General features: G+C 74.3%; 13 protein-coding genes and 1 pseudogene. 11 read left to right on the forward strand and 3 right to left on the reverse strand.

What is annotated here, in order from left to right; genetic code table 11:
• Positions 1-191 precede the first annotated feature (191 nt).
• Positions 192-938: a polyphosphate--glucose phosphotransferase gene (gene ppgK / locus ACFRQN_RS31585; RefSeq protein ID WP_074001336.1), complete on the forward strand. Its 747-nt coding sequence runs from the start codon at positions 192-194 to the stop codon at positions 936-938.
• Between the two features lie 24 nt (positions 939-962).
• Here the strand turns inward: ppgK and ACFRQN_RS31590 are convergent, their stop codons facing one another.
• Complete coding sequence (locus tag ACFRQN_RS31590) at positions 963-1,592, reverse strand: DUF6542 domain-containing protein (protein ID WP_380743703.1); 630 nt, start codon at positions 1,590-1,592, stop codon at positions 963-965.
• A 188-nt stretch (positions 1,593-1,780) separates the two neighbouring features.
• Between ACFRQN_RS31590 and ACFRQN_RS31595 the strand changes: the two genes are divergently transcribed.
• The 3 genes from ACFRQN_RS31595 to ACFRQN_RS31605 all read left to right on the forward strand — a co-directional run bounded on the left by ACFRQN_RS31595 (position 1,781) and on the right by ACFRQN_RS31605 (position 5,247).
• Positions 1,781-2,170 carry a VOC family protein gene (locus tag ACFRQN_RS31595; RefSeq protein WP_380743705.1) on the forward strand — a complete coding sequence of 130 codons (390 nt, stop codon included), beginning with the start codon at positions 1,781-1,783 and terminating at the stop codon, positions 2,168-2,170.
• Between the two features lie 84 nt (positions 2,171-2,254).
• Complete coding sequence (ychF, locus tag ACFRQN_RS31600; RefSeq protein WP_380743707.1) at positions 2,255-3,328, forward strand: redox-regulated ATPase YchF; 1,074 nt, start codon at positions 2,255-2,257, stop codon at positions 3,326-3,328.
• A gap of 251 nt (positions 3,329-3,579) precedes the next feature.
• Positions 3,580-5,247, forward strand: a complete 1,668-nt coding sequence (locus ACFRQN_RS31605; protein WP_380743709.1) for a DUF262 domain-containing protein — start codon at positions 3,580-3,582, stop codon at positions 5,245-5,247.
• A 194-nt stretch (positions 5,248-5,441) separates the two neighbouring features.
• On the opposite strand, the gene ACFRQN_RS31610 is transcribed toward ACFRQN_RS31605, so the two are convergent.
• Positions 5,442-6,104, reverse strand: coding sequence for an HAD-IA family hydrolase (locus ACFRQN_RS31610; RefSeq protein WP_074001343.1), 663 nt, complete (start codon positions 6,102-6,104; stop codon positions 5,442-5,444).
• Between the two features lie 76 nt (positions 6,105-6,180).
• Positions 6,181-7,322: pseudogene (locus ACFRQN_RS31615) on the reverse strand (dihydrofolate reductase family protein).
• 165 nt (positions 7,323-7,487) lie between these two features.
• On the opposite strand from ACFRQN_RS31615, the gene ACFRQN_RS31620 reads away from it, so the two are divergent.
• The 7 genes from ACFRQN_RS31620 to ACFRQN_RS31650 all read left to right on the forward strand — a co-directional run bounded on the left by ACFRQN_RS31620 (position 7,488) and on the right by ACFRQN_RS31650 (position 18,599).
• Complete coding sequence (locus ACFRQN_RS31620; RefSeq protein WP_375874158.1) at positions 7,488-8,306, forward strand: methyltransferase domain-containing protein; 819 nt, start codon at positions 7,488-7,490, stop codon at positions 8,304-8,306.
• 170 nt (positions 8,307-8,476) lie between these two features.
• The gene (locus ACFRQN_RS31625) at positions 8,477-10,048 is read left to right on the forward strand and encodes a DUF4190 domain-containing protein (protein WP_380743711.1); all 1,572 of its coding nucleotides are present in this window, start codon (positions 8,477-8,479) and stop codon (positions 10,046-10,048) included.
• A 168-nt stretch (positions 10,049-10,216) separates the two neighbouring features.
• A complete protein-coding gene (locus ACFRQN_RS31630; protein ID WP_380743713.1) occupies positions 10,217-10,411 on the forward strand; it encodes an SPOR domain-containing protein in 195 nt (64 codons plus the stop codon).
• A gap of 66 nt (positions 10,412-10,477) precedes the next feature.
• Positions 10,478-10,966 carry an NUDIX domain-containing protein gene (locus tag ACFRQN_RS31635; RefSeq protein ID WP_380743715.1) on the forward strand — a complete coding sequence of 163 codons (489 nt, stop codon included), beginning with the start codon at positions 10,478-10,480 and terminating at the stop codon, positions 10,964-10,966.
• Positions 10,967-11,105: 139 nt separating this feature from the next.
• A complete protein-coding gene (locus tag ACFRQN_RS31640) occupies positions 11,106-13,865 on the forward strand; it encodes a SpoIIE family protein phosphatase (RefSeq protein ID WP_380743717.1) in 2,760 nt (919 codons plus the stop codon).
• A 228-nt stretch (positions 13,866-14,093) separates the two neighbouring features.
• Positions 14,094-16,694 carry a SpoIIE family protein phosphatase gene (locus ACFRQN_RS31645; RefSeq protein WP_380743720.1) on the forward strand — a complete coding sequence of 867 codons (2,601 nt, stop codon included), beginning with the start codon at positions 14,094-14,096 and terminating at the stop codon, positions 16,692-16,694.
• Between the two features lie 93 nt (positions 16,695-16,787).
• Positions 16,788-18,599 carry an ABC transporter family substrate-binding protein gene (locus ACFRQN_RS31650; RefSeq protein WP_380743722.1) on the forward strand — a complete coding sequence of 604 codons (1,812 nt, stop codon included), beginning with the start codon at positions 16,788-16,790 and terminating at the stop codon, positions 18,597-18,599.
• The last annotated feature ends 142 nt before the right edge of the window (positions 18,600-18,741 follow it).

Raw genomic sequence — 18,741 nt, forward strand, 5'->3', positions numbered from 1 at the left:
CCCCTCCCTGTTTTTTTTTTTGTGGGGGGGTCTTTTTTTTTTTTAACCCCCCCGGGCCCCCCCCCCCGGGGGGGGGGCGGGCCCCTTCCGCTGTGCGCGCCCGGGCGCGCTCTCGTAGCTTTGTGCACAGGCTGTGGACAAGGCACCGGCCGCGGACGCCCGTCCGCGGCCGACGGCGGAGGGCGGACGTGATGACGGCGGTATTCGGCGTGGACATCGGCGGCTCGGGGATCAAGGGCGCGCCCGTCGACCTCGCCCGGGGCGTGCTCGCCGAGGAGCGCCGGAAGGTGCTCACCCCGCAGCCGTCCGCCCCCGAGGCCGTGGTCGCCGCCGTCTGCGAGGTGGTCCGCCACTTCGACCACCAGGGCCCGGTCGGGCTGACCTTCCCCGGCGTGGTCGTCGACGGTCACACCAGGACGGCCGCCAACGTGGACAAGGGCTGGATCGGCCTGGACGCGGCGGGCCTCTTCCGCCAGGCGCTCGGCATGCCCGCGACCGTCCTGAACGACGCGGACGCGGCCGGGCTGGCCGAACTGACCCACGGTGCCGGGCGGGGCGAGTCGGGCGTGGTCCTGGTGCTCACCTTCGGCACCGGCATCGGCAGCGCCCTGTTCGTCGACGGGACGCTGGTGCCCAACACCGAGCTGGGCCACCTGGAGCTGCGCGGCAAGGACGCCGAGCGCCGGGCCTCCTCGGCCGCCAAGGAGCGGCACGGGCTGGACTGGGAGCAGTGGGCCGGGCGGGTCGACGAGTACCTGGACCTGGTGGAGATGCTCTTCTCGCCGGGGCTGATCGTGATCGGCGGCGGGGTGAGCCGCAAGCACGAGAAGTTCCTGCCGCTGCTGAAGGACCGCCGGGCACGGGTGGTGCCGGCGGAGCTGCGCAACGACGCGGGCATCGTCGGGGCCGCCATGGCGGCGGCCCGGGCCGAGGGCTGAGGGGCGCTCGCGCGGCGCCGCCGCTCAGCGGGAGCGCTGGATCCGGCGCTGGGCGACGAACCGGGCGAGCACGATCAGCGCGGCCAGCCCGGTACCGGAGAACAGCCAGCCGGCCCGCAGCGCCAGCCCGGTCGCCAGCGAGACCACCTGGGCGGTGACGCCCGGGGAGCCCACCGGTTCGAGCAGCAGCAGCGCGAGGGCGAAGGCGATCGGCCCGCTGATCGGTGCGGCCAGCAGGTCGGCGTAGCGCACCCGGACGGCGAGCTGGAAGCAGACCACCAGGTAGCCGAGGCCGAACAGCCAGCCCAGGCCGTCGAACAGCAGCCGGTCCACGCCCGCCACCGCGAGCGTCGCCAGGACGGCGACCAGCCCGGTGCCGATGGCCGTCAGCCGGGTCGGCCGGCCGGTGCGCCGCCGCCCGTACAGCGGCTCGTCGCCGCGCCCGCGCAGCGGCAGGCGCAGGCGCGGCCGGGGGGCGGCCGGGCGCGCGGCGGACGGGCCGGCCGAAGGGCGCGGGCGGGAGCCGGGGGCGGGTCCGGAGGGGGCTCCGGCGGTCTCGGGAGCCCGGCCTGGACCGGGGACGGCGGCTGCGGCCGCGCCGGTCGGCGGACGGCGTCTGGGCCCTGGCGGCTGGGTACGGATGCTCTGCTCCACCCGCCCAACGTACGGTCCGATCATCGCCACACTGTGTAATGGACCGTTCAGGTCTTGTCCCGTGTCTCCGGACGGAGTACTGATGTGATCGTCACTCAGGTCGTCGCGCAGGTCGGCTGACCTGCCCGATCGAGTCGGCACACGACGACCACCGGATCCGTTCACGGGTCTCTCCACGGGGGAACAGCATGACCGATTTCACCTTCGAACGGCTCGACCACGTCCAGCTCGACATCCCGGCCGGCGCCGAGGACGAGTGCCGCGCCTTCTGGTCCGGAGTGCTCGGCATGACCGAGCCGGCGAAGCCGCCGGTGCTGGCCGCCCGCGGCGGCTGCTGGTTCCGCGGCGGCGGGGTCGAGGTGCACCTGGGCGTGGCCCCGGACTTCCGTCCGTCCCGCAAGGGGCACCCGGGCATCCTGGTCCGTTCGCTGGACGCCCTCGCCGACCGCCTCGCCGCGCACGGCCACCCGGTGACCTGGGACGACAACCTGCCCGGCCACCGGCGCTTCTACGCCGACGACAAGCTGGGCAACCGGCTGGAGTTCCTGGAGCCCCGGGCGGCGCCGACCGAGGAGTGAGGCGGAGCGGGGGCTGCCCGTAGACTTGGGGGTCGGCCCGTACGGTGCCGACCCAACTCCTCCAAGCCCACGGGACTGCGCTTCATGTCGCTCACGATCGGAATCGTCGGCCTGCCGAACGTCGGCAAGTCGACCCTGTTCAACGCCCTGACCAAGAACGACGTGCTGGCGGCCAACTACCCGTTCGCCACCATCGAGCCGAACGTCGGCGTGGTGGGCGTCCCGGACGCGCGGCTGGCCAAGCTCGCCGAGATCTTCGGCTCCCAGCGCATCCTCCCGGCCACCGTCGACTTCGTCGACATCGCCGGCATCGTGCGCGGCGCCAGCGAGGGCGAGGGCCTGGGCAACAAGTTCCTCGCCAACATCCGCGAGTCCGACGCGATCTGCCAGGTCGTGCGCGCCTTCACCGACCCGGACGTGGTGCACGTGGACGGCAAGGTGTCGCCCAAGGACGACATCGAGACCATCCACACCGAGCTGATCCTGGCCGACCTCCAGACCATCGAGAAGGTCCTGCCGCGGCTCCAGAAGGAGGCGCGCCTCAAGAAGGACGCCGCCCCCGTGCTGGCCGCCGCCGAGGCCGCGCAGGCGATCCTGGAGACCGGCAAGACCCTCTTCGAGGCCGGCTTCGACACCGCCCCGATCCGCGACCTCCACCTGCTGACCGCCAAGCCCTTCCTCTACGTCTTCAACGTGGACGAGGCCGAGCTGGCCGACGAGGACTTCAAGGACGCCCAGCGCGAGCTGGTCGCCCCGGCCGAGGCGATCTTCCTGAACGCCAAGATCGAGTCCGAGCTGATCGAGCTGGACGACGCCGAGGCCCTGGAGCTGCTCCAGTCCATGGGCCAGGAGGAGCCCGGCCTCGCCACCCTCGCCCGGGTCGGCTTCAACACCCTCGGCCTCCAGACCTACCTGACGGCCGGCCCCAAGGAAACCCGCGCCTGGACCATCAAGAAGGGCGCCACCGCCCCCGAGGCCGCCGGAGTCATCCACACCGACTTCCAGAAGGGCTTCATCAAGGCCGAGGTGATCTCCTTCGCCGACCTGGTCGAGACCGGCTCCATCGCCGAGGCCCGCGCCAAGGGCAAGGCCCGCATCGAGGGCAAGGAGTACGTCATGCAGGACGGCGACGTCGTGGAGTTCCGCTTCAACGTCTGACCGGTTAGCGCAACTCCCGTACAAGGGGTCGGACTTCCAGGGGAAGTCCGACCCCTTCGGCGTACCTGCCCAGGTGTCGTAAGCCCACGGGGCATCCTTCCGCAGCCTGGTCCAGGCCGCGCGATTATACGCGGGTAAGAGAAGTTGTGTGTCGAGATCCTTACTCCTCCCTCACGATTGGTCGCACACTGCGATCCTGATCGCGACAGGCCACTCCGGTGGGTTTCATGGCTTGAGGAGGGGGGCTGGGTATGTCCAGCCTGAATGAGAGGCCGGCGGCCGCCACGTTTGATGTTGAGGCATTGGTCACGGCGGCGTGGAACGGTGAGATTCGCGTGCCGCATTTTCAGCGGGGTTTCCGATGGGCGCGTGAGGATGTTCGGCGCCTGTTCGACAGCATAGTGAAGGGATACCCGGTGGGTAGCCTTCTCCTGTGGGAGCGTCCTGCTGCCGAGCAGCGTGTCAGTCTGGGGGCATTGCGTATCGACGCTCCCGCCACGGATGCGGCCCAATGGGTCGTAGACGGCCAGCAGCGAATCACGGCACTGGCGAATGCGTTGGATTCGTCAGGTCAGGCTGATCAGCGATTTGCACTCTCGTACAACCTGCGGACGGGAGCATTCATTTCGTCCCCGCTCTCGCCGGACCCCTTGATCATTCCATTGCCGGTGGTGTTCGATCTCCAGCAGATCCTCAAATGGTTCGCGCGGCATCCAGAGATCGCCGACTACCTTGACGCCGCGACCAGTGTGACGAAACGGATCCGCCAATTTCCGATTCCCGCTTATGTCGTCAAACAGGGCAGCCCGGACGTCCTGCAGGACATTTTCGACCGCATGAACAACTACGGGAAGAGACTCAAGCGTGCCGAGGTGTTCTCGGCCCTATATGCGGGTGATGAGGCGAAGCAGGACGAGACTCTCACGATCGAGCGGATCGCCCACGGGATCAATGTCGAGCGGCAGTTTGGTGGGATTGACGACGATACTATCCTGAGGGCGATCCTGGCCCGGCGTGGCCCTGATGTCACACGGGATATCCACCATGAATTCGAGGATGGTCGTGAGGATCGCGACGCGGCCTACAAGGCGGGCGAGGAAGCCCTGCTGCGAGCCGTGACGTTCGTCCAGGAGAAGGTGGGCGTCCCGCACTTCCAGTTGTTGCCCTATCGTTTCCTCCTGGTGGTGTTGTCGCGCTTCTTCGCTCATCACCCTGACCCCGGGCCGGATGCTTTGGATGCCCTCAGGCGCTGGTTCTGGCGTGCCTCGGTAGTGGGGCCCTACATCTTCCGCGGCAGCGCCACGGGGGCGATGAGGACTCAAAACTACAAAATTTCTCCCCGTTCGATGAGTGAATCGCTGCAAGGCCTCATCGACGTGGTCGAGAGATCCGAGCGTTCCGTTCCCAATGCGGCGCGCCTTCGGACGAATGAGGGAGCCGGCAAGATCATCCTGTGTTCACTCTGGGCCCTGGGGCCGCGCGACCTGGTGGCGGCGGACAGTATCGAACAGCCCCGCCTGGCTCGCTCTATCGGCGATTCCAATACCGCGGCCACGGCGATCGGCTACATCGTCAACCCCAGAAATGTGGGAAGTAGCCACAGGTTCTCGGCCGGGAATCGGATCATTCTCAGTTCGGATAAACTCCCCGCCAATGAGGTGGACAGCCTTATCGCTATGCAGCCGATGCATCTCGGGGATGCCGAATGGAGGGATATTCTCGCATCTCATGCGATCACCATCGATATGGCTGCCATGCTTGCCGCGGGGAGGACGGTAGAGTTCCTCAAGTTGCGCGAACAGGCCGTCCAGGAGAGTCTTCAGAATTTCCTTACCGAGATGTGCGGTTGGAATTTCGAGACCATTGAGGCATTGCTGGATCGGCAGGGAGACGAGAATGAATCCGGAGTGACGGACTGACGCTCCGGGTGCCCGCGGCGGTGGTGGTGATACTGGTTCGGTGCTGATCCTATGGCGTCCGGAAGTGTGACTTCCTGGGTCGCAACGGTGTGGTGGAGTTCCGCTGCAACGTCTGACGGCCGGCCGCCGCCGCGTACCCGGACCGCCCGGGCCCCGTGTTCGTACGGGGTCCGGGCGGTGCGGTGTTTCCGGGGTCAGCCGACGGTGACGGTGAGGAGGCCGTCGGGGGCGGCGGTGACGGTGACGGTGGTGAGGGTGTCGGCGTGGGCGTCCGGGTGGTGGGGGAGGGCGCGCGGGCCGACGCCGACGACGCGGACGCCGGCGGCCTTGGCGGCGGCGATGCCGGCGCCGGAGTCCTCGAAGGCGAGGCAGTCGGCGGGGGCGAAGCCGAGGTCGGCGGCGCCCTTGAGGAAGCCCTCGGGGTCGGGCTTGCTGGCGCCGACGGACTCGGCGGTGACCAGGACGGACGGCATCGGGAGCCCGGCGGCGGTCATCCGGATCCGGGCGAGCGGCAGGTCGGCGGAGGTGACCAGGGCGTGCGGGAGGCCGGTCAGCGAGGCGAGGAAGGCGGCGGCGCCGGGCACCGGGACGACGCCCTCGGTGTCGGCGCGCTCCTCGGCGAGGATCCGCTCGTTGTCGGCCAGGTTGAGCTCGGCCGGGCGGTCGGGCAGCAGGAGGGCCATGGTCGCGTGGCCCTGGCGGCCGTGGGCGACGGCGAGCACCTCGGCGGGGTCCAGGCCGTTCCGCTCGGCCCAGCGGCTGAAGCAGCGCTCGACCACGGCGTCGGAGTTGACGAGGGTGCCGTCCATGTCCAGGAGGAGGGCGCGGGCGGTCAGCCGGACGGGGGCAGCGGTCATGGGGCGGCTCCTCGGGGAGTGTGGCGACGGGAGAGCCGGAGAATGCGAGCTCTTTGTTTCTCGATGATACAAAAGATCATCCGAGCAGGTGGGCATTGACCGCCCGGGCCTCCTCGGCCAGCTCCGACAGCTCCACCACCTCGACCCCGGCCGCCGTCAGCAGCGCGGTGCCCTGGCAGTCGGTGACGAACAGGTCCGGCTCGCGCCAGGCGACCACCACCCGCGGCACGCCCGCCGCGAGGAGCAGCCGGGCGCACGGCATCGGCCGCGAGGCGCGCTGCCCGCAGGGCTCCAGCGAGCTGTAGACCGTCGCCCCGCGCAGCCGCGGGTCGCCCGCAGGGAGCTTGGCCAGGGCGGCCTCCTCGGCGTGGTCGTGCGGGTCCGCCTCCCGGCTGTAGCCCTCCGCCAGCACCGTGCCGTCGGCGCCGACGATCACCGCGCCGACCGAGAAGGCCGTCTCGGACGGCGGGCAGCGGCGGGAGAGGTCGACGGCCCGGCGCAGGTGGACGAGGTCGGTGGAGGCGGACTGGGTCACGGCGCGGGCTCCTTCGGGGCGTACCTGAGCAGGACGACGTCGCCCACGGTACGTGCCTCCAGCAGCCGCATCCGCCGGGCCGGACCGCCCGGGAACGCGGCCGGGCGGACGAACCGGGGCGCGTCGGCCTGGCCGACCAGCAGCGGGGCGACGGCCAGCTGGAGTTCGTCCGCCAGGCCCTGGGCCAGGAACTGGGTGTGCACGCCCCCGCCGCCCTCGACCATCAGCCGGCGCACCCCGCGGGCGCCCAGGTCGTCCAGCACCGCGCCGAGGTCCACCGCGTCGCCCAGCGCGACCACCTCGGCCAGCCCGTCCAGCCGGGGGCGCAGCACCGCCGCCCCGGCCTCCGTGGTGTAGGCGAGCCGGGCGCCGCCGGTGTGCCAGAACCGCAGGCCGGCGTCGAGTTCGCCGCTCGCGCTGAGCGTCACCTTCAGCGGGTACTCGGGCCGGCCGGCCGCCAGCCGGGCGGCCCGGCGCCCGGGGTCGTTGACCAGCAGCCGGGGGTTGTCGGCGCGCAGCGTGTTGCCGCCGACCAGGACGGCGTCGGCGGCGGCGCGCTCCTCGTCGACCCGGTCGAAGTCGGCGGCGTTGGAGAGCAGCAGCCGGTCGGGGGAGGCGTCGTCGAGGTGGCCGTCGAGCGAGACGGCGGCGCTCAGCAGGACGTAGGGGCGCGGGCCGGGCATGGGTGGGGACCGTTCTGTCGGGGGCGCCTCCACGGTACGGCGGCCGGGTGCGGCCCCGGCCTGCGGTGACCGGAATACGAGACGGATCTTCTCGCCATCCGGGACGAGGAGTAGCGTTGGGGGTGTCGCGGAGCACCGCGGCCGACCGCGCCCAGGGGGGACCTCATGACCGGACCGCAGCCCGCCGCCGTCTACACCCACGGCCACCAGGAGGCCGTGCTGCGCTCGCACCGCTCCCGCACCGCCGCCGACTCGGCCGGCTACCTGCTGCCCGAACTGCGGCCCGGCCAGGCCCTGTTGGACGTCGGCTGCGGTCCCGGCACGATCACCGCGGACCTGGCCGCGCTGGTCGGCCCGCAGGGGCGGGTGGTCGCGGTGGACGCCTCCGCCGAGGTGCTGGAGCAGGCCGCCGGACACGTCGCCGGGCGGGGGCTGTCCAACGTCGCCTTCGAGTGCGCCGACGTGCACCGGCTGCCCTACCGGGACGGCGAGTTCGACGTGGTGCACGCCCACCAGGTGCTCCAGCACGTGGCCGACCCGGTGGCCGCGCTGCGCGAGCTGCGGAGGGTGACGGCGCCGGGCGGCGTGGTCGCGGTCCGCGATGTCGACTACGCCTCCATGACCTGGTTCCCGGAGGCGCCCGCGCTGGACCGGTGGCTGGAGCTGTACCGGCGGACCGCCCGCGCCAACGGCGGCGAGCCGGACGCCGGCCGGCGGCTGCTGTCCTGGGCCCGCGCGGCCGGCTTCACCGAGGTCACCGCGAGCTCCTCCACCTGGACGTTCGCGACGCCCGAGCAGCGCGCCTGGTGGGGCGGGATGTGGGCGGACCGGGTGACGGGCACCGCGCTGGGCCGGACGGCGGTCGGGCTGGGCTTCGCGGAGCAGGACGAGCCGGAGCGGATCGCGGACGGCTGGCGGGAGTGGAGCGCCGCCGGGGACGGCTGGTTCTCGATGCTGCACGGGGAGGTCCTGGCCCGCGGCTGAGCGGGCGGAGGGCGGCCCGGAAAGTAGGGCAGGTGTTCGGAAAAATCGGGTAAAGTCGCGCGACCGTTCAGATCGGGCCCGTGAGGGTCCGTTCGGGTCCGAGCCGTGGCGCGGAGCCATGGTGCCGAGCGCCGAGCCGATGCCCGCCCCGGTGGGTTGGGGGAGTCCACGTGTCCAAGCCTGAGTCCGAGCCGCCCGTCCCGGGGCCGGAGCCGGAGCCGTCCGCGGCCACGGGAGCCGACGCGGGTACGGGCGCGGGTACGGGCGTGGACGCGGGCACGGGGGGTACGGACGCGACGGAGGCGCCGACGGCCGGTCAGGACCCCCGGGTGGACTTCCGCAAGGCCGCCGCCGAGCCAACGGTGCCGGTCGAGCCCACGAGCCCGGCCGAGCCGACGAACCCGGCCGAGCCCGCGAGCGCCGCCGAGCCGGCGGGCCCCACCGCCCCCACCGCCCCCGTCGACCCCTGGGCCGCCCCCGACCTCTCCGCCGGCCCGTCCGCCGCCCCGGCCCCGGCCCCGCAGGCCGTCCCGCCGTCGGCCGCCCCGCCCCAGCCGCCGCACCCGCTGCCCGCCGGGGGCTGGGCCTCCGTCACCCCCGCCGCCCAGTCCGGCTTCCAGCCCGGCCACCCGTACGCCCCGGCCCCCGGCCAGGGCCCGGTCGGCGCGCCAGGCCCCGGGTTCGTCGGCCCCGGGTTCGTCCCCGGCCCCGCCCCGACCAACGGCTTCGCCGTCGGCTCCCTGGTCACCGGCCTGCTCCTGGTGGCCCCGGTGGCCCTGGTGTTCGGCGTCCTCGCGCTGGTCCAGATCAACCGCCGCAAGGAGCGCGGCTCCGGCATGGCGGTGACCGGCCTGGTGCTCGGCACGATCGGCACGGTGCTGATGGCCCTGCTGCTCGGCGCGGCCGACTTCAGCTCGGCGCGGGCCGGCCGCTCCGGCCTGCCCCCGAAGGCGCCGGCCGGCTCGGTGCACTGGTCCGACCTCAAGGCCGGCGACTGCTACGACTCCCCCCAGGGCGGGTCGACGGCGGACGGGGGCGGCGACGAGACGGTGTACTGGGTGCACCGGGTGGCCTGCACCGAGCCGCACCACGGCGAGGTGGCGGGCACCGCCGACCTCCTGCTCGGCGCCGGCGCCTACCCGGGCGAGCGCGCGGCCCGCGAGTCGGCCGGCCGGCTGTGCCGCCAGGTGCTGAGCGGCTACGCGCTCGACCAGTGGGCCGTCCCCGACGGCATGGAGGACGTCTACCTCTACCCGACCGAGAAGAACTGGGCGTCCGGCTCGCGGTACGTGACCTGCGCCTACGAGGACCGCGAGGACCGGCACCGGGGCACCGTCCGCACCGACCGCAGCCACCTGACCGCGCCCCAGCTGGCCTATCTGGAGGCCGCCCGGACCTTCAACGACGACTACCTGGACCAGCCGGAGCGGGAGGTCGCCGAGGCCGAGGCCGACTACCGGGCCTGGGCGCGCCGGGTGGCCTCCGCCTCCCGGACCCAGGCGGCGGTGCTGGCCAGGACGGGGGTGGCCTGGCCGGCCGACGTCCAGCCGAGGATCGCCAAGCTGGCCGAGGCCAAGTCGCAGGCGGCCGCCGCCTGGGACGCCGCGGCCTCCGGCACCGACCTGGCGGGCGACCTCCGCAAGGCCAGGGCGCTGGAGGCCAGGACGACGCCGACGGCCCTGGAGATCCGCCGCGGGCTGGACCTGTCGACCGGGGAGCAGGCGCCCGACCTGCGGGTCTGAGCCGTCCGGAGGCGCGGTTACCGGCCGTTGACCGGGCCCGTACCTGCCGGTAACCCGCCGGCCGTACGGTCGTGGGCACGTCCCCGGCCCGACCCCCACGCGAGCCGGGGACCAGCCCGTCCGCCCCGGGGCGGGCCGGCCCGCGGGAGCCCCCGGTACTCTCCGGCCATGGGTACCCACCGGGTGATGCGGCAGGACGACAACGGCAACCGCTTCCTGGTCGCCAAGGACCTCGACCGGGCGGAGGCCCGGCGGCTGGCCGCCGAGTTCGAGGCCCGCGGCCACAAGCAGCTGTACTGGGTCGAGGAGGACGGGGAGGCATCCCGGCCCGAACCGGCGGACGGGACGGTCCGCAACGCCTGAGCCCTCCGCGACGCCTGAGCCCTCCGCGGACGCCCGGGCCCGACCGCAGACCGTAGGGTCGGGCCCATGGACGCGACCCACGCCCCCGCCCCCGACGCCCCCGCCGCCCCGCCCCGGATCGTGGTCGGCGGTGCGCTGGTCCACCGCGGCCGGGTGCTCGCCGCCCGGCGCAGCGCGCCCGAGGCGGTGGCCGGCCGGTGGGAGTTCCCCGGCGGGAAGGCCGAGCCGGGGGAGACCGAGGCGCAGGCGCTGGAGCGGGAGCTGCTGGAGGAGCTCGGCGTCCGGGCGCGCGCGCTGGTCCGGCTGCCGGGCGCGTGGGCCGTGCGCCCCGGCCTGGAGCTGCGCTTCTGGGCCGCCGAATTGCTGTCCGGCGAGCCGCGCGCACTGCAGGACCACGACGCGCTGCGCTGGCTGGGCCCGGACGAGCTGGACGCCGTGGACTGGATCGACCACGACCGTGACGTGCTGCCGCACGTCGCCCGGCTGCTCGCGGGCGCCCCGGCGGGCGCCGCCGACGGCGCGTCGGCGGTGGGCGACGCGCAGTCCGCCGGGTAGGTCAATCGGACAAGACGACCCCGGGGCCGGGATAGCCTGGATGCTGCTGGGTATGTCACTTTTCGGCACTATTCGTCACCATCGGTGAGCCGTCCCCAGCCGGCGACGCCGATCCCGACCAGAGCCGGAGGCCCCGTCGGTGTCGAGTACCGGGAACGGCGGCGGGGGAGAGCGGCGGGCAGGCTCCGCGGGGAGCGCCGCCGCCCGCGCCCGACTGCGCCGCGCCGCCCGTCCGGCCGCCCCCCAGTCGCCGGCCGCCCGCCGCCGGGGCACCGTCGAGGCCCCCGACACCGCGCGGCCCGACACCGGACGGCCCGACCAGCCGGCGCCGACCCTGGCGGTGGCCGAGCCGGGCACCCGGGGCGGCCTGCGCGGACGCCCCGCCCGGCCGTTCCCCGGCGGTCCGGCCGACGCCTCGGGCACCCCCGGCACGCCCGCCGGCGGCAGCCTGCTGGACATGCTCAAGGTCGCCATCGCGATCCTGGACACCGCGGGCCGGGTGGTGCTCTGGAGCCCCGCCGCCGAGGAGCTGCTCGGCTGGCCGAACGAGCTGCTGGTCGGCCGCCGGATCGACGAGCTGATCCCCGACCGGGAGCAGGTCGCCCGGATCCGGGGCGCGATCCAGGACACCCTGCGGCACGGCCGCTGGGCCGGCTACGCCGAGCTGCGCGACCGGGACGGCGCCCCGGTCGCCGTGGACGCCCGGATCTCCCTCCTGGTGGACGGCGACGGCACCCCGTTCCTCCAGGTCAACATGGCCGAGGCGGCCGCCGTCCAGGCCGTCGAACGGGACCTCGCGGTGCGCGACGCGCTGTTCGAGCAGTCCCCGCTGGGCATCGCCATCATGGACACCGGCCTGCGCTACACGGCCGTCAACCGGACCCTCGCCGAGATGAACGGCGTCGCCCCGGACGACCACGTCGGCCGCACCACCGGCGAGACCCTGCCGGAGCGGGCCGCCGACGAGATCACCGCCATCCAGCGCCAGGTGCTGGCCACCGGCGAGCCGGTCATCGACGTCACCCTGGCCTCCCCGGTCACCACCCGGGCCGGCTACCGCTCGATCTCCTACAGCCGGATGACGGACCGCTCCGGCCGGGTGCTCGGCATCTCCGGCACCGTGATGGACGTGACCGAGCGCTACCGGGCGGTCGCCAAGGTCGAGCACGCCCGGCGCCGGCTCTCGCTGCTCAACGAGTTCGGCTCCCGGGTCGGCGACCTGCTGGACGCCTCCCGGATCGCCCAGGAGCTGGCCGGCTCGGTCGTCCCCCGGCTGACCGACCACTCGGCGGTGGTCCTGCTCCAGGCCGTCGCGCACGGTGACGACCTGCCCCGGCACGGCCACGACCGGCGCACCTCGCTGCTCCAGCTCGGCACCGCCTCCGTCCAGGACGGCCCCGAGGTGGACGTGATGCTGCGCCGCGGCGCCCGGATCACCTTCGCCGAGGAGTCGGTCTGCGGCCGGGTGCTGCGCACCGGTGTGCCCGAGCTGCTGTCCGGCGCCGACCAGCTGGACGACGTCACCTACCCCGGAGACCCGAAGATGCAGGCCGCCCGGGACCTGGGCGTGCACTCGATGCTGGTCGTGCCGCTGCGCGCCCGCGGCATCGTGATCGGCCTGCTGCTGGTCAGCCGGGCCGGCTACCGCGAGGGCTTCGACCGGGACGACCTGGCCTTCACCGTCGAACTGGCCGACCGGGCCGGCAGCTCGCTGGACAACGCCCGCCTCTACGCCCGCGAGCGCACCGCCGCGCTCACCCTCCAGCGCACCCTGCTCCCGCAGCAGGTCCCGCAGCCCACCGGCGTCGAGGTCGCCTACCGGTACGTGCCCGGCAGCAGCGGCACCGAGGTCGGCGGCGACTGGTTCGACGTCATCCCGCTGCCCGGCGACCGCACCGCGCTGGTGGTCGGCGACGTGATGGGCCACGGCCTGCGGGCCGCCGCCACGATGGGGCGGCTGCGCACCGCCGTCCGGGTGCTGGCCGCCCTCGACCTGCCGCCGGACGTCCTGCTGCGGCACGTCCACGAGCTGGCCGACGACCTCGCCCAGGGCCCGGACGAGGCGCTGCTGGCCACCTGCGTCTACGCGGTCTTCGACCCGGCGACGGCCCGGCTCACCGTCGCCAAGGCCGGGCACATCCCGCCGGTGCTGGTGGTGCCGGGCGAGGACGCCGCGGAGCCGACCCGCACCGGCGGCCCGCTGCCCGGCGGCGCCGGCCGCATCCTCGACCTGCCCTCCGGCGCCCCGCTCGGGGTGGGCGGAGTCCCGTTCGAGTCGGTCGAACTGAAGATCCCCGAGGGCAGCCTGCTGGCGCTGTGCACCGACGGCCTGGTCGAGTCCCGGGACAAGGACCTGGACGTCGGCCTCGGCCGGCTGGTCACCGTGCTCCAGGGGCCGCACGCCTCCATCCAGGCCGCCTGCGAGGCGGTGCTGGACACCATGGAGCAGGGGCGGGAGCCGGACGACGTCGCGCTGCTGCTGGCCCGGCTCGGCCACGGCCAGGCCGGCACCCCGACGGCGGGCTGGACCCTGCCGGCCGAGCCCACCGCCGTCTCCCGGGCCCGCCGGCTGGTCCGCGCCACCCTCGTCGAGTGGGGCGTCGAGGAGCTCACCGACACCGCCGAACTGCTGGTCAGCGAGCTGGTCACGAACGCCGTCCGGTACGCCAGCGCCCCCATCGGGGTGCGGCTGACGCTCGGTGAGACGCTGCTGGTCGAGATCTCCGACCCGCTGCCCGACCCGCCCCGGGAGCGGCACGCGGCCGAGGCCGACGAGGGCGGGCGCGGTCTGGAGCTGGTCCACCGGCTGGCACTGCGCTGGGGCGCCCGGGCCGAGGGCATCGGCAAGGTGGTCTGGTTCGAGCAGGCGCTGCCGGGTAGTGAGCCCGATGGATCGTGAGCGGAACGAACAGCAGGGGAGCGGGGTCGCATATGCCATCGGGCGCTCAGGGGGAGCGCGCGCTCCGGAAGGGGGCGCGAGCGTGGCATTGTGGTTGCGCGGGCGGTAGGACAAAAACCTTCGCCCGATCTGATGTTGTGATGTTGAGGGCGTGTGAACGTACCCCTCGATGATGAATACTCGGTCTTCTCGACATCCGGACGGTCGCGGGTTGGAGGGGTCGGTCCGTTGAACAGCACTCCGGCGCGGAGCGTGTCGCCGAGCAGCAGCGGTCATGCCGCTGTACCCGGGCAGGCCGGTTCCGCGCACCTGCCCGTACCGGACGGCGCGGTCGCCGGGCGCGGCCACCACCCCGTCGCCGAGGACCGCGCCTGGGGCGCCGGCGACCCCGGCTCGATCTACGACTACATCCGGGTCGCCACCTTCGCGATCGGCCCCGACGGGCGGATCAGCCAGTGGAGCGAGCGCGCCGCCGAGTTCTTCGGCATCCCGGCCGCCGAGGCCGTCGGCGCCGACCCGGTCACCACCTTCGTCCCCCGCGAGCTCTGGCAGCGCGGCCGGGCCCGGCTGGAGCGCACCCTGGCGGGCGAGGAGTGGGTCGGCACCACCCCGTACCGGGACGCCGACGGCGGCGAGGGCCTCGCCGAGCTCTACCTGATGCCCGACAGCGCCCTGCCCACCGCGGGCGCCACCTGCCTGGCCGTCGACCTCGGGCGGCTGCGCCGGATCGAGACCGACCTGGCCGCCTCCGAGGCCGTCTTCGGGCAGACGCCCACCGGCTTCGTGCTGTTCGACGACCGGCTGCGGCTGCAGCGGGTCAACGACGCCTTCGCCTCCGGGATGGGACTGGTCCCCACCGACCTGGAGGGCCTCACCCCGCACGACCTCTTCCCGCCGTCCGAGGCCGACCGGCTCACCGCCGCCCTGCGCAAGGTCGTGGCCACCGGCGAGCCCGTCTTCGACCTGCGCTTCCACGGCGCCGTCCCGACCCGCGACGGCAACCGGCTCTGGGCCGTCTCGCTGTACCGCCTGAACGGCTCCGCCGGGCAGACCATGGGCGTCGCCGGGCAGGTCTCCGACGTCACCAGCCGGCACGTCGCCGAGCGCGAGGCCGACGGGGTGCGCCGCAACCTGGCCCTGCTCAACGAGGCCAGCGCGCACATCGGCTCCACGCTCGACCTGGAGACCACCGCCAAGGAACTGCTGGACGTCGTCGTCCCGCCGTTCTGCGACCTCGCGACCGTCGACCTCTACACCGCGCTGCTCTCCGGCGAGACCGTGCCCAGCGCCGGCCGGCTCGGCGACACCGTGCTCACCGACGGCAGCGGCGAACTGCGCCGGGTCGCCGTCTCCAGCGTGGTCGGCGGCGCCTCCTCGGTGCTCGGCTCGGTCACCGGCCTGCCGATCGCCGAGGCCGGCGGCACCCTCTGCTACCCGCGCCGCTCCCCGCACGCCCGGGCGCTGCGCACCGGCCGCAGCGTCGTCCCCGAGCCCGGGCGCGACCCGCTGCTGCGCTCCACCCTGATCGTCCCGCTGGTCGCCCGCGACCAGGTGCTCGGCCTCGTCCAGCTCTCCCGGGCGATCGGCAGCGAGCCCTTCGACGCCCGCGACGTCGCGATCGCCGAGGAACTGGTCGCCCGCGCCGCCGTCTGCATCGACAACGCCCGGCTCTACCGGCGCGAGCACGAGCGGGCGCTGATCCTCCAGCGCAGCCTGCTGCCCCCGGGCAACCCGGCCGCCAGCGGCCTGGAGATCGCCTGCCGCTACCTGCCCAGCAACAACAACACCGAGGTCGGCGGCGACTGGTTCGACGTCATCCCGCTGCCCGGCAACCGCACCGCGCTGGTCATCGGCGACGTGATGGGCCGCGGACTGCGCGCCGCCGTCGCGATGGGCCAGCTGCGCACCGCCGTCCGAACCCTGGCGATGCTCGACCTCGACCCCGCCGAGGTGCTCGGCGCCCTGGACGAGATCGCCCGCGGCCTCGGCGACGACTCGGTGCCGGCCGGCCCGCCCACCCCGTACGGGCGGCTCACCTCGACGGCCGACGAGGAGGCCCGCGAGGTCTACCTGGCGACCTGCGTCTACGCGGTCTACGACGCCGTCACCCGCCGCTGCGTCTTCGCCAACGCCGGCCACCTGCCGCCCGTCCTGCTCAGCCCCGGCGAGAGCTCCCGGATGCTCGACGTGCCGCCCGGCCTGCCGCTCGGCGTCGGCGGCGAGCCCTTCGAGGAGGTCGAGCTGACCCTCCCGGACGGCGCCGTGCTCGCGCTCTACACCGACGGCCTGGTGGAGAGCCGCAAGCACCAGCTGGACGAGGGCCTGCGGGCCTTCCGCTCCGCGCTCTCCGACGGGGGCAAGGGGCTGGAGGACCTCTGCGACCACGTGCTCGGCGAGCTCAACCCGCACCACGGCGAGGACGACATCGCCCTGCTGATGGCCAAGGTGCACGCCTTCCCCGAGGACGCCGTCGGCAACTGGTTCCTGCCGCCCGAGCCCACCTCGGTGGCCAAGGCCCGCGAGCTGGCGTGCAGCTGGCTGCTCGCCCGGGGGCTGGACGAGCTGGTCGACACCACCGAGCTGCTGGTCAGCGAGCTGGTCACCAACGCGCTCAAGCACGGGCGGGGCGAGATCCGGCTGCGGCTGCTGCGCGAGCGCGGCCTGGTCTGCGAGGTCTGGGACGACGGCTACGCGCAGCCCCGGCAGCGGCGCGCGCAGGAGACCGACGAGGGCGGGCGCGGCCTGCAGCTGGTCAGCCTGCTGGCCGAGCGCTGGGGCAGCCGGCGCACGCCCAAGGGCAAGATCGTCTGGTTCGAGCTCGGGCTGTAACGGCCCGGATCGGTGGGCCGGACGGGTGCAGTCGCCCGGCCGCCCGCCGTGTCGGCACGGGCCGGGCGCCCGGGGCGGCGTTCGATGGCCGCCATGCGCGTCCGCCAGCTCACCGCCGCAGCCGCCGCGCTGCTGCTCGCCGCCGGTCTCGGCGGCTGCTCCGACGACCCGGGCCCCGCCCGCACCCCCGCCGCCGTGCCCGCCCCGGCCGAGCCCACCGCCACCACCGGGGACGTCGGGCCGGTCGACCGCGCCGCCGTCCGGGACGGCGGCACGCTGCGCTGGGCCCTCGACCGCGTCCCGGCCACGCTGAACGTCTACCAGGGCGCGGCGACCGCCGACTCGGCGCTGCTCGCCCACGCGCTGTACCCCTCGCTGTTCCGGCCCGACGAGCACGGCCGGCTCGCCCCCGACCCGGACTACCTGGAGGGCGCCGAGTCCACCCCGCCCGGGCAGTCGCCGCAGGTGGTGACGTACCGGCTGAACCCGCGCGCCGTCTGGAGCGACGGCACCCCGGTCTCGGCCGCCGACCTCGACGCCCAGCGGACCGCGCTGTCCGGCCTGGACCTCGCGTACCGGGGCGGGCGGGCGGCCGGGTACGACGCCGTCGAGTCGGTCGCCCCGGGCGCCGACCCGCACGAGGTGCGGGTGACCTTCCGGCGGCCGTACGCGGAGTGGCGCTCGTTGTTCGGGCCGCTCTACCCGGCCGCCGAGACGGCCACCCCGGCCGACTTCGACCGGGCGCTGACCGGCGGCGACCGGCCGAGCGCCGGGCCGTACACCCTCTCCCGGTACGACGCCGAGGGCGGGACGGTCACCGTGGTGCGCAACCCGCTCTGGTGGGGCGAGCCGGCGAAGGCCGACCGGATCGACTTCCTCGCCTCGCCGCCCGAGCAGCGGCTGGACGCGCTGGACCAGGACCGGCTGGACGTCGCCCCGCTCACCGCGGCGGTGGACCGGGCGGTGCCGGCCCCGGCCGCCGATGCCTCCACCGCTCCCGCCTCCGCCTCACCCTCCGTCGCGCCGCCGCCCGAGGCCGCGCCCGAGTCGGCGGCGCTGGCACTGCGGCGGGCCGAGTCGCTGCCCGGCGTCACCGTGCACCGGGCCGCCGCGGCCTCGCTCACCCAGCTCACCCTCAACGCCGAGCGCGCCCCGCTGACCGACCCGCTGGTGCGCCGGGCCCTCACCCGGGCCGTCGACCGGCAGCGGATCGCCGCCGCCGCGCTCACCCCGCTCGGCCTGCCCGCCGCACCGCTGGGCAGCCACCTGCTCGCCGGCGACCAGGAGGGCTACCGGGACAACAGCGGCGCGGTCGACCAGGCGGACCCGGGCCTGCTGCTGGACGAGGCGGGCTGGATGCGGCCCACCGGCGGGGGCGTCCGGAGCAGGGGCGGCAAGCCGCTCTCCCTCTCGCTGCTGCTCCCGGCCGGTTCGGCGACCGCCAAGCGCACCGCCGACGCGCTCACCGCCGGCCTCGGGGACGCCGGGATCGCGGTGCGGCAGGTGCCCGTGCCCGCCGAGTCCTTCGTCGGGGAGCACCTGGCGGCCGGGGACTACGACCTCGCGCTCTTCTCCCGGCCGGTCGGCCCCAGCCCGGCGAGCGAGCAGCGCCCCGCCTACGCCAAGCCCCGGCCGGACCCCGACGGCGTGCCGGACCCGGGCGGCAACTTCGGCCGCGGCGGCACCGAGGAGATCGACCGGCTGTTCGACCGGGCGGCCGCCGAACCGGACCCGGCGGCCCGGCTCGACCTGCTCCAGGAGGCGGACGTACGGATCTGGCAGCTCGGGCACTCGGTGCCGCTCTACCAGCGGCCGGAGCTGGTCGGGGTCCGGACCGGGGTGGTCGGCGCGGGCGCGTACGGCTTCGGGTGGCCGCGCTTCCAGGACGTGGGCTGGGGCGGGTAGGGCTTCCCCGGCGGGGCGGCGCACGGCGTCGGGGGGGGGGGGCCCCCGGCCCCCCCCGCGGGGGGCGGCCGCGCGGGGGGGGGTAAAAAAAACAAAACCCCCCCCCCCAACAACAAAAAAGAAGGACGGGGGGGGGGGTATA

This window comes from Kitasatospora sp. NPDC056800 (assembly GCF_042789775.1).
Classification (GTDB): Bacteria; Actinomycetota; Actinomycetes; order Streptomycetales; family Streptomycetaceae; genus Kitasatospora.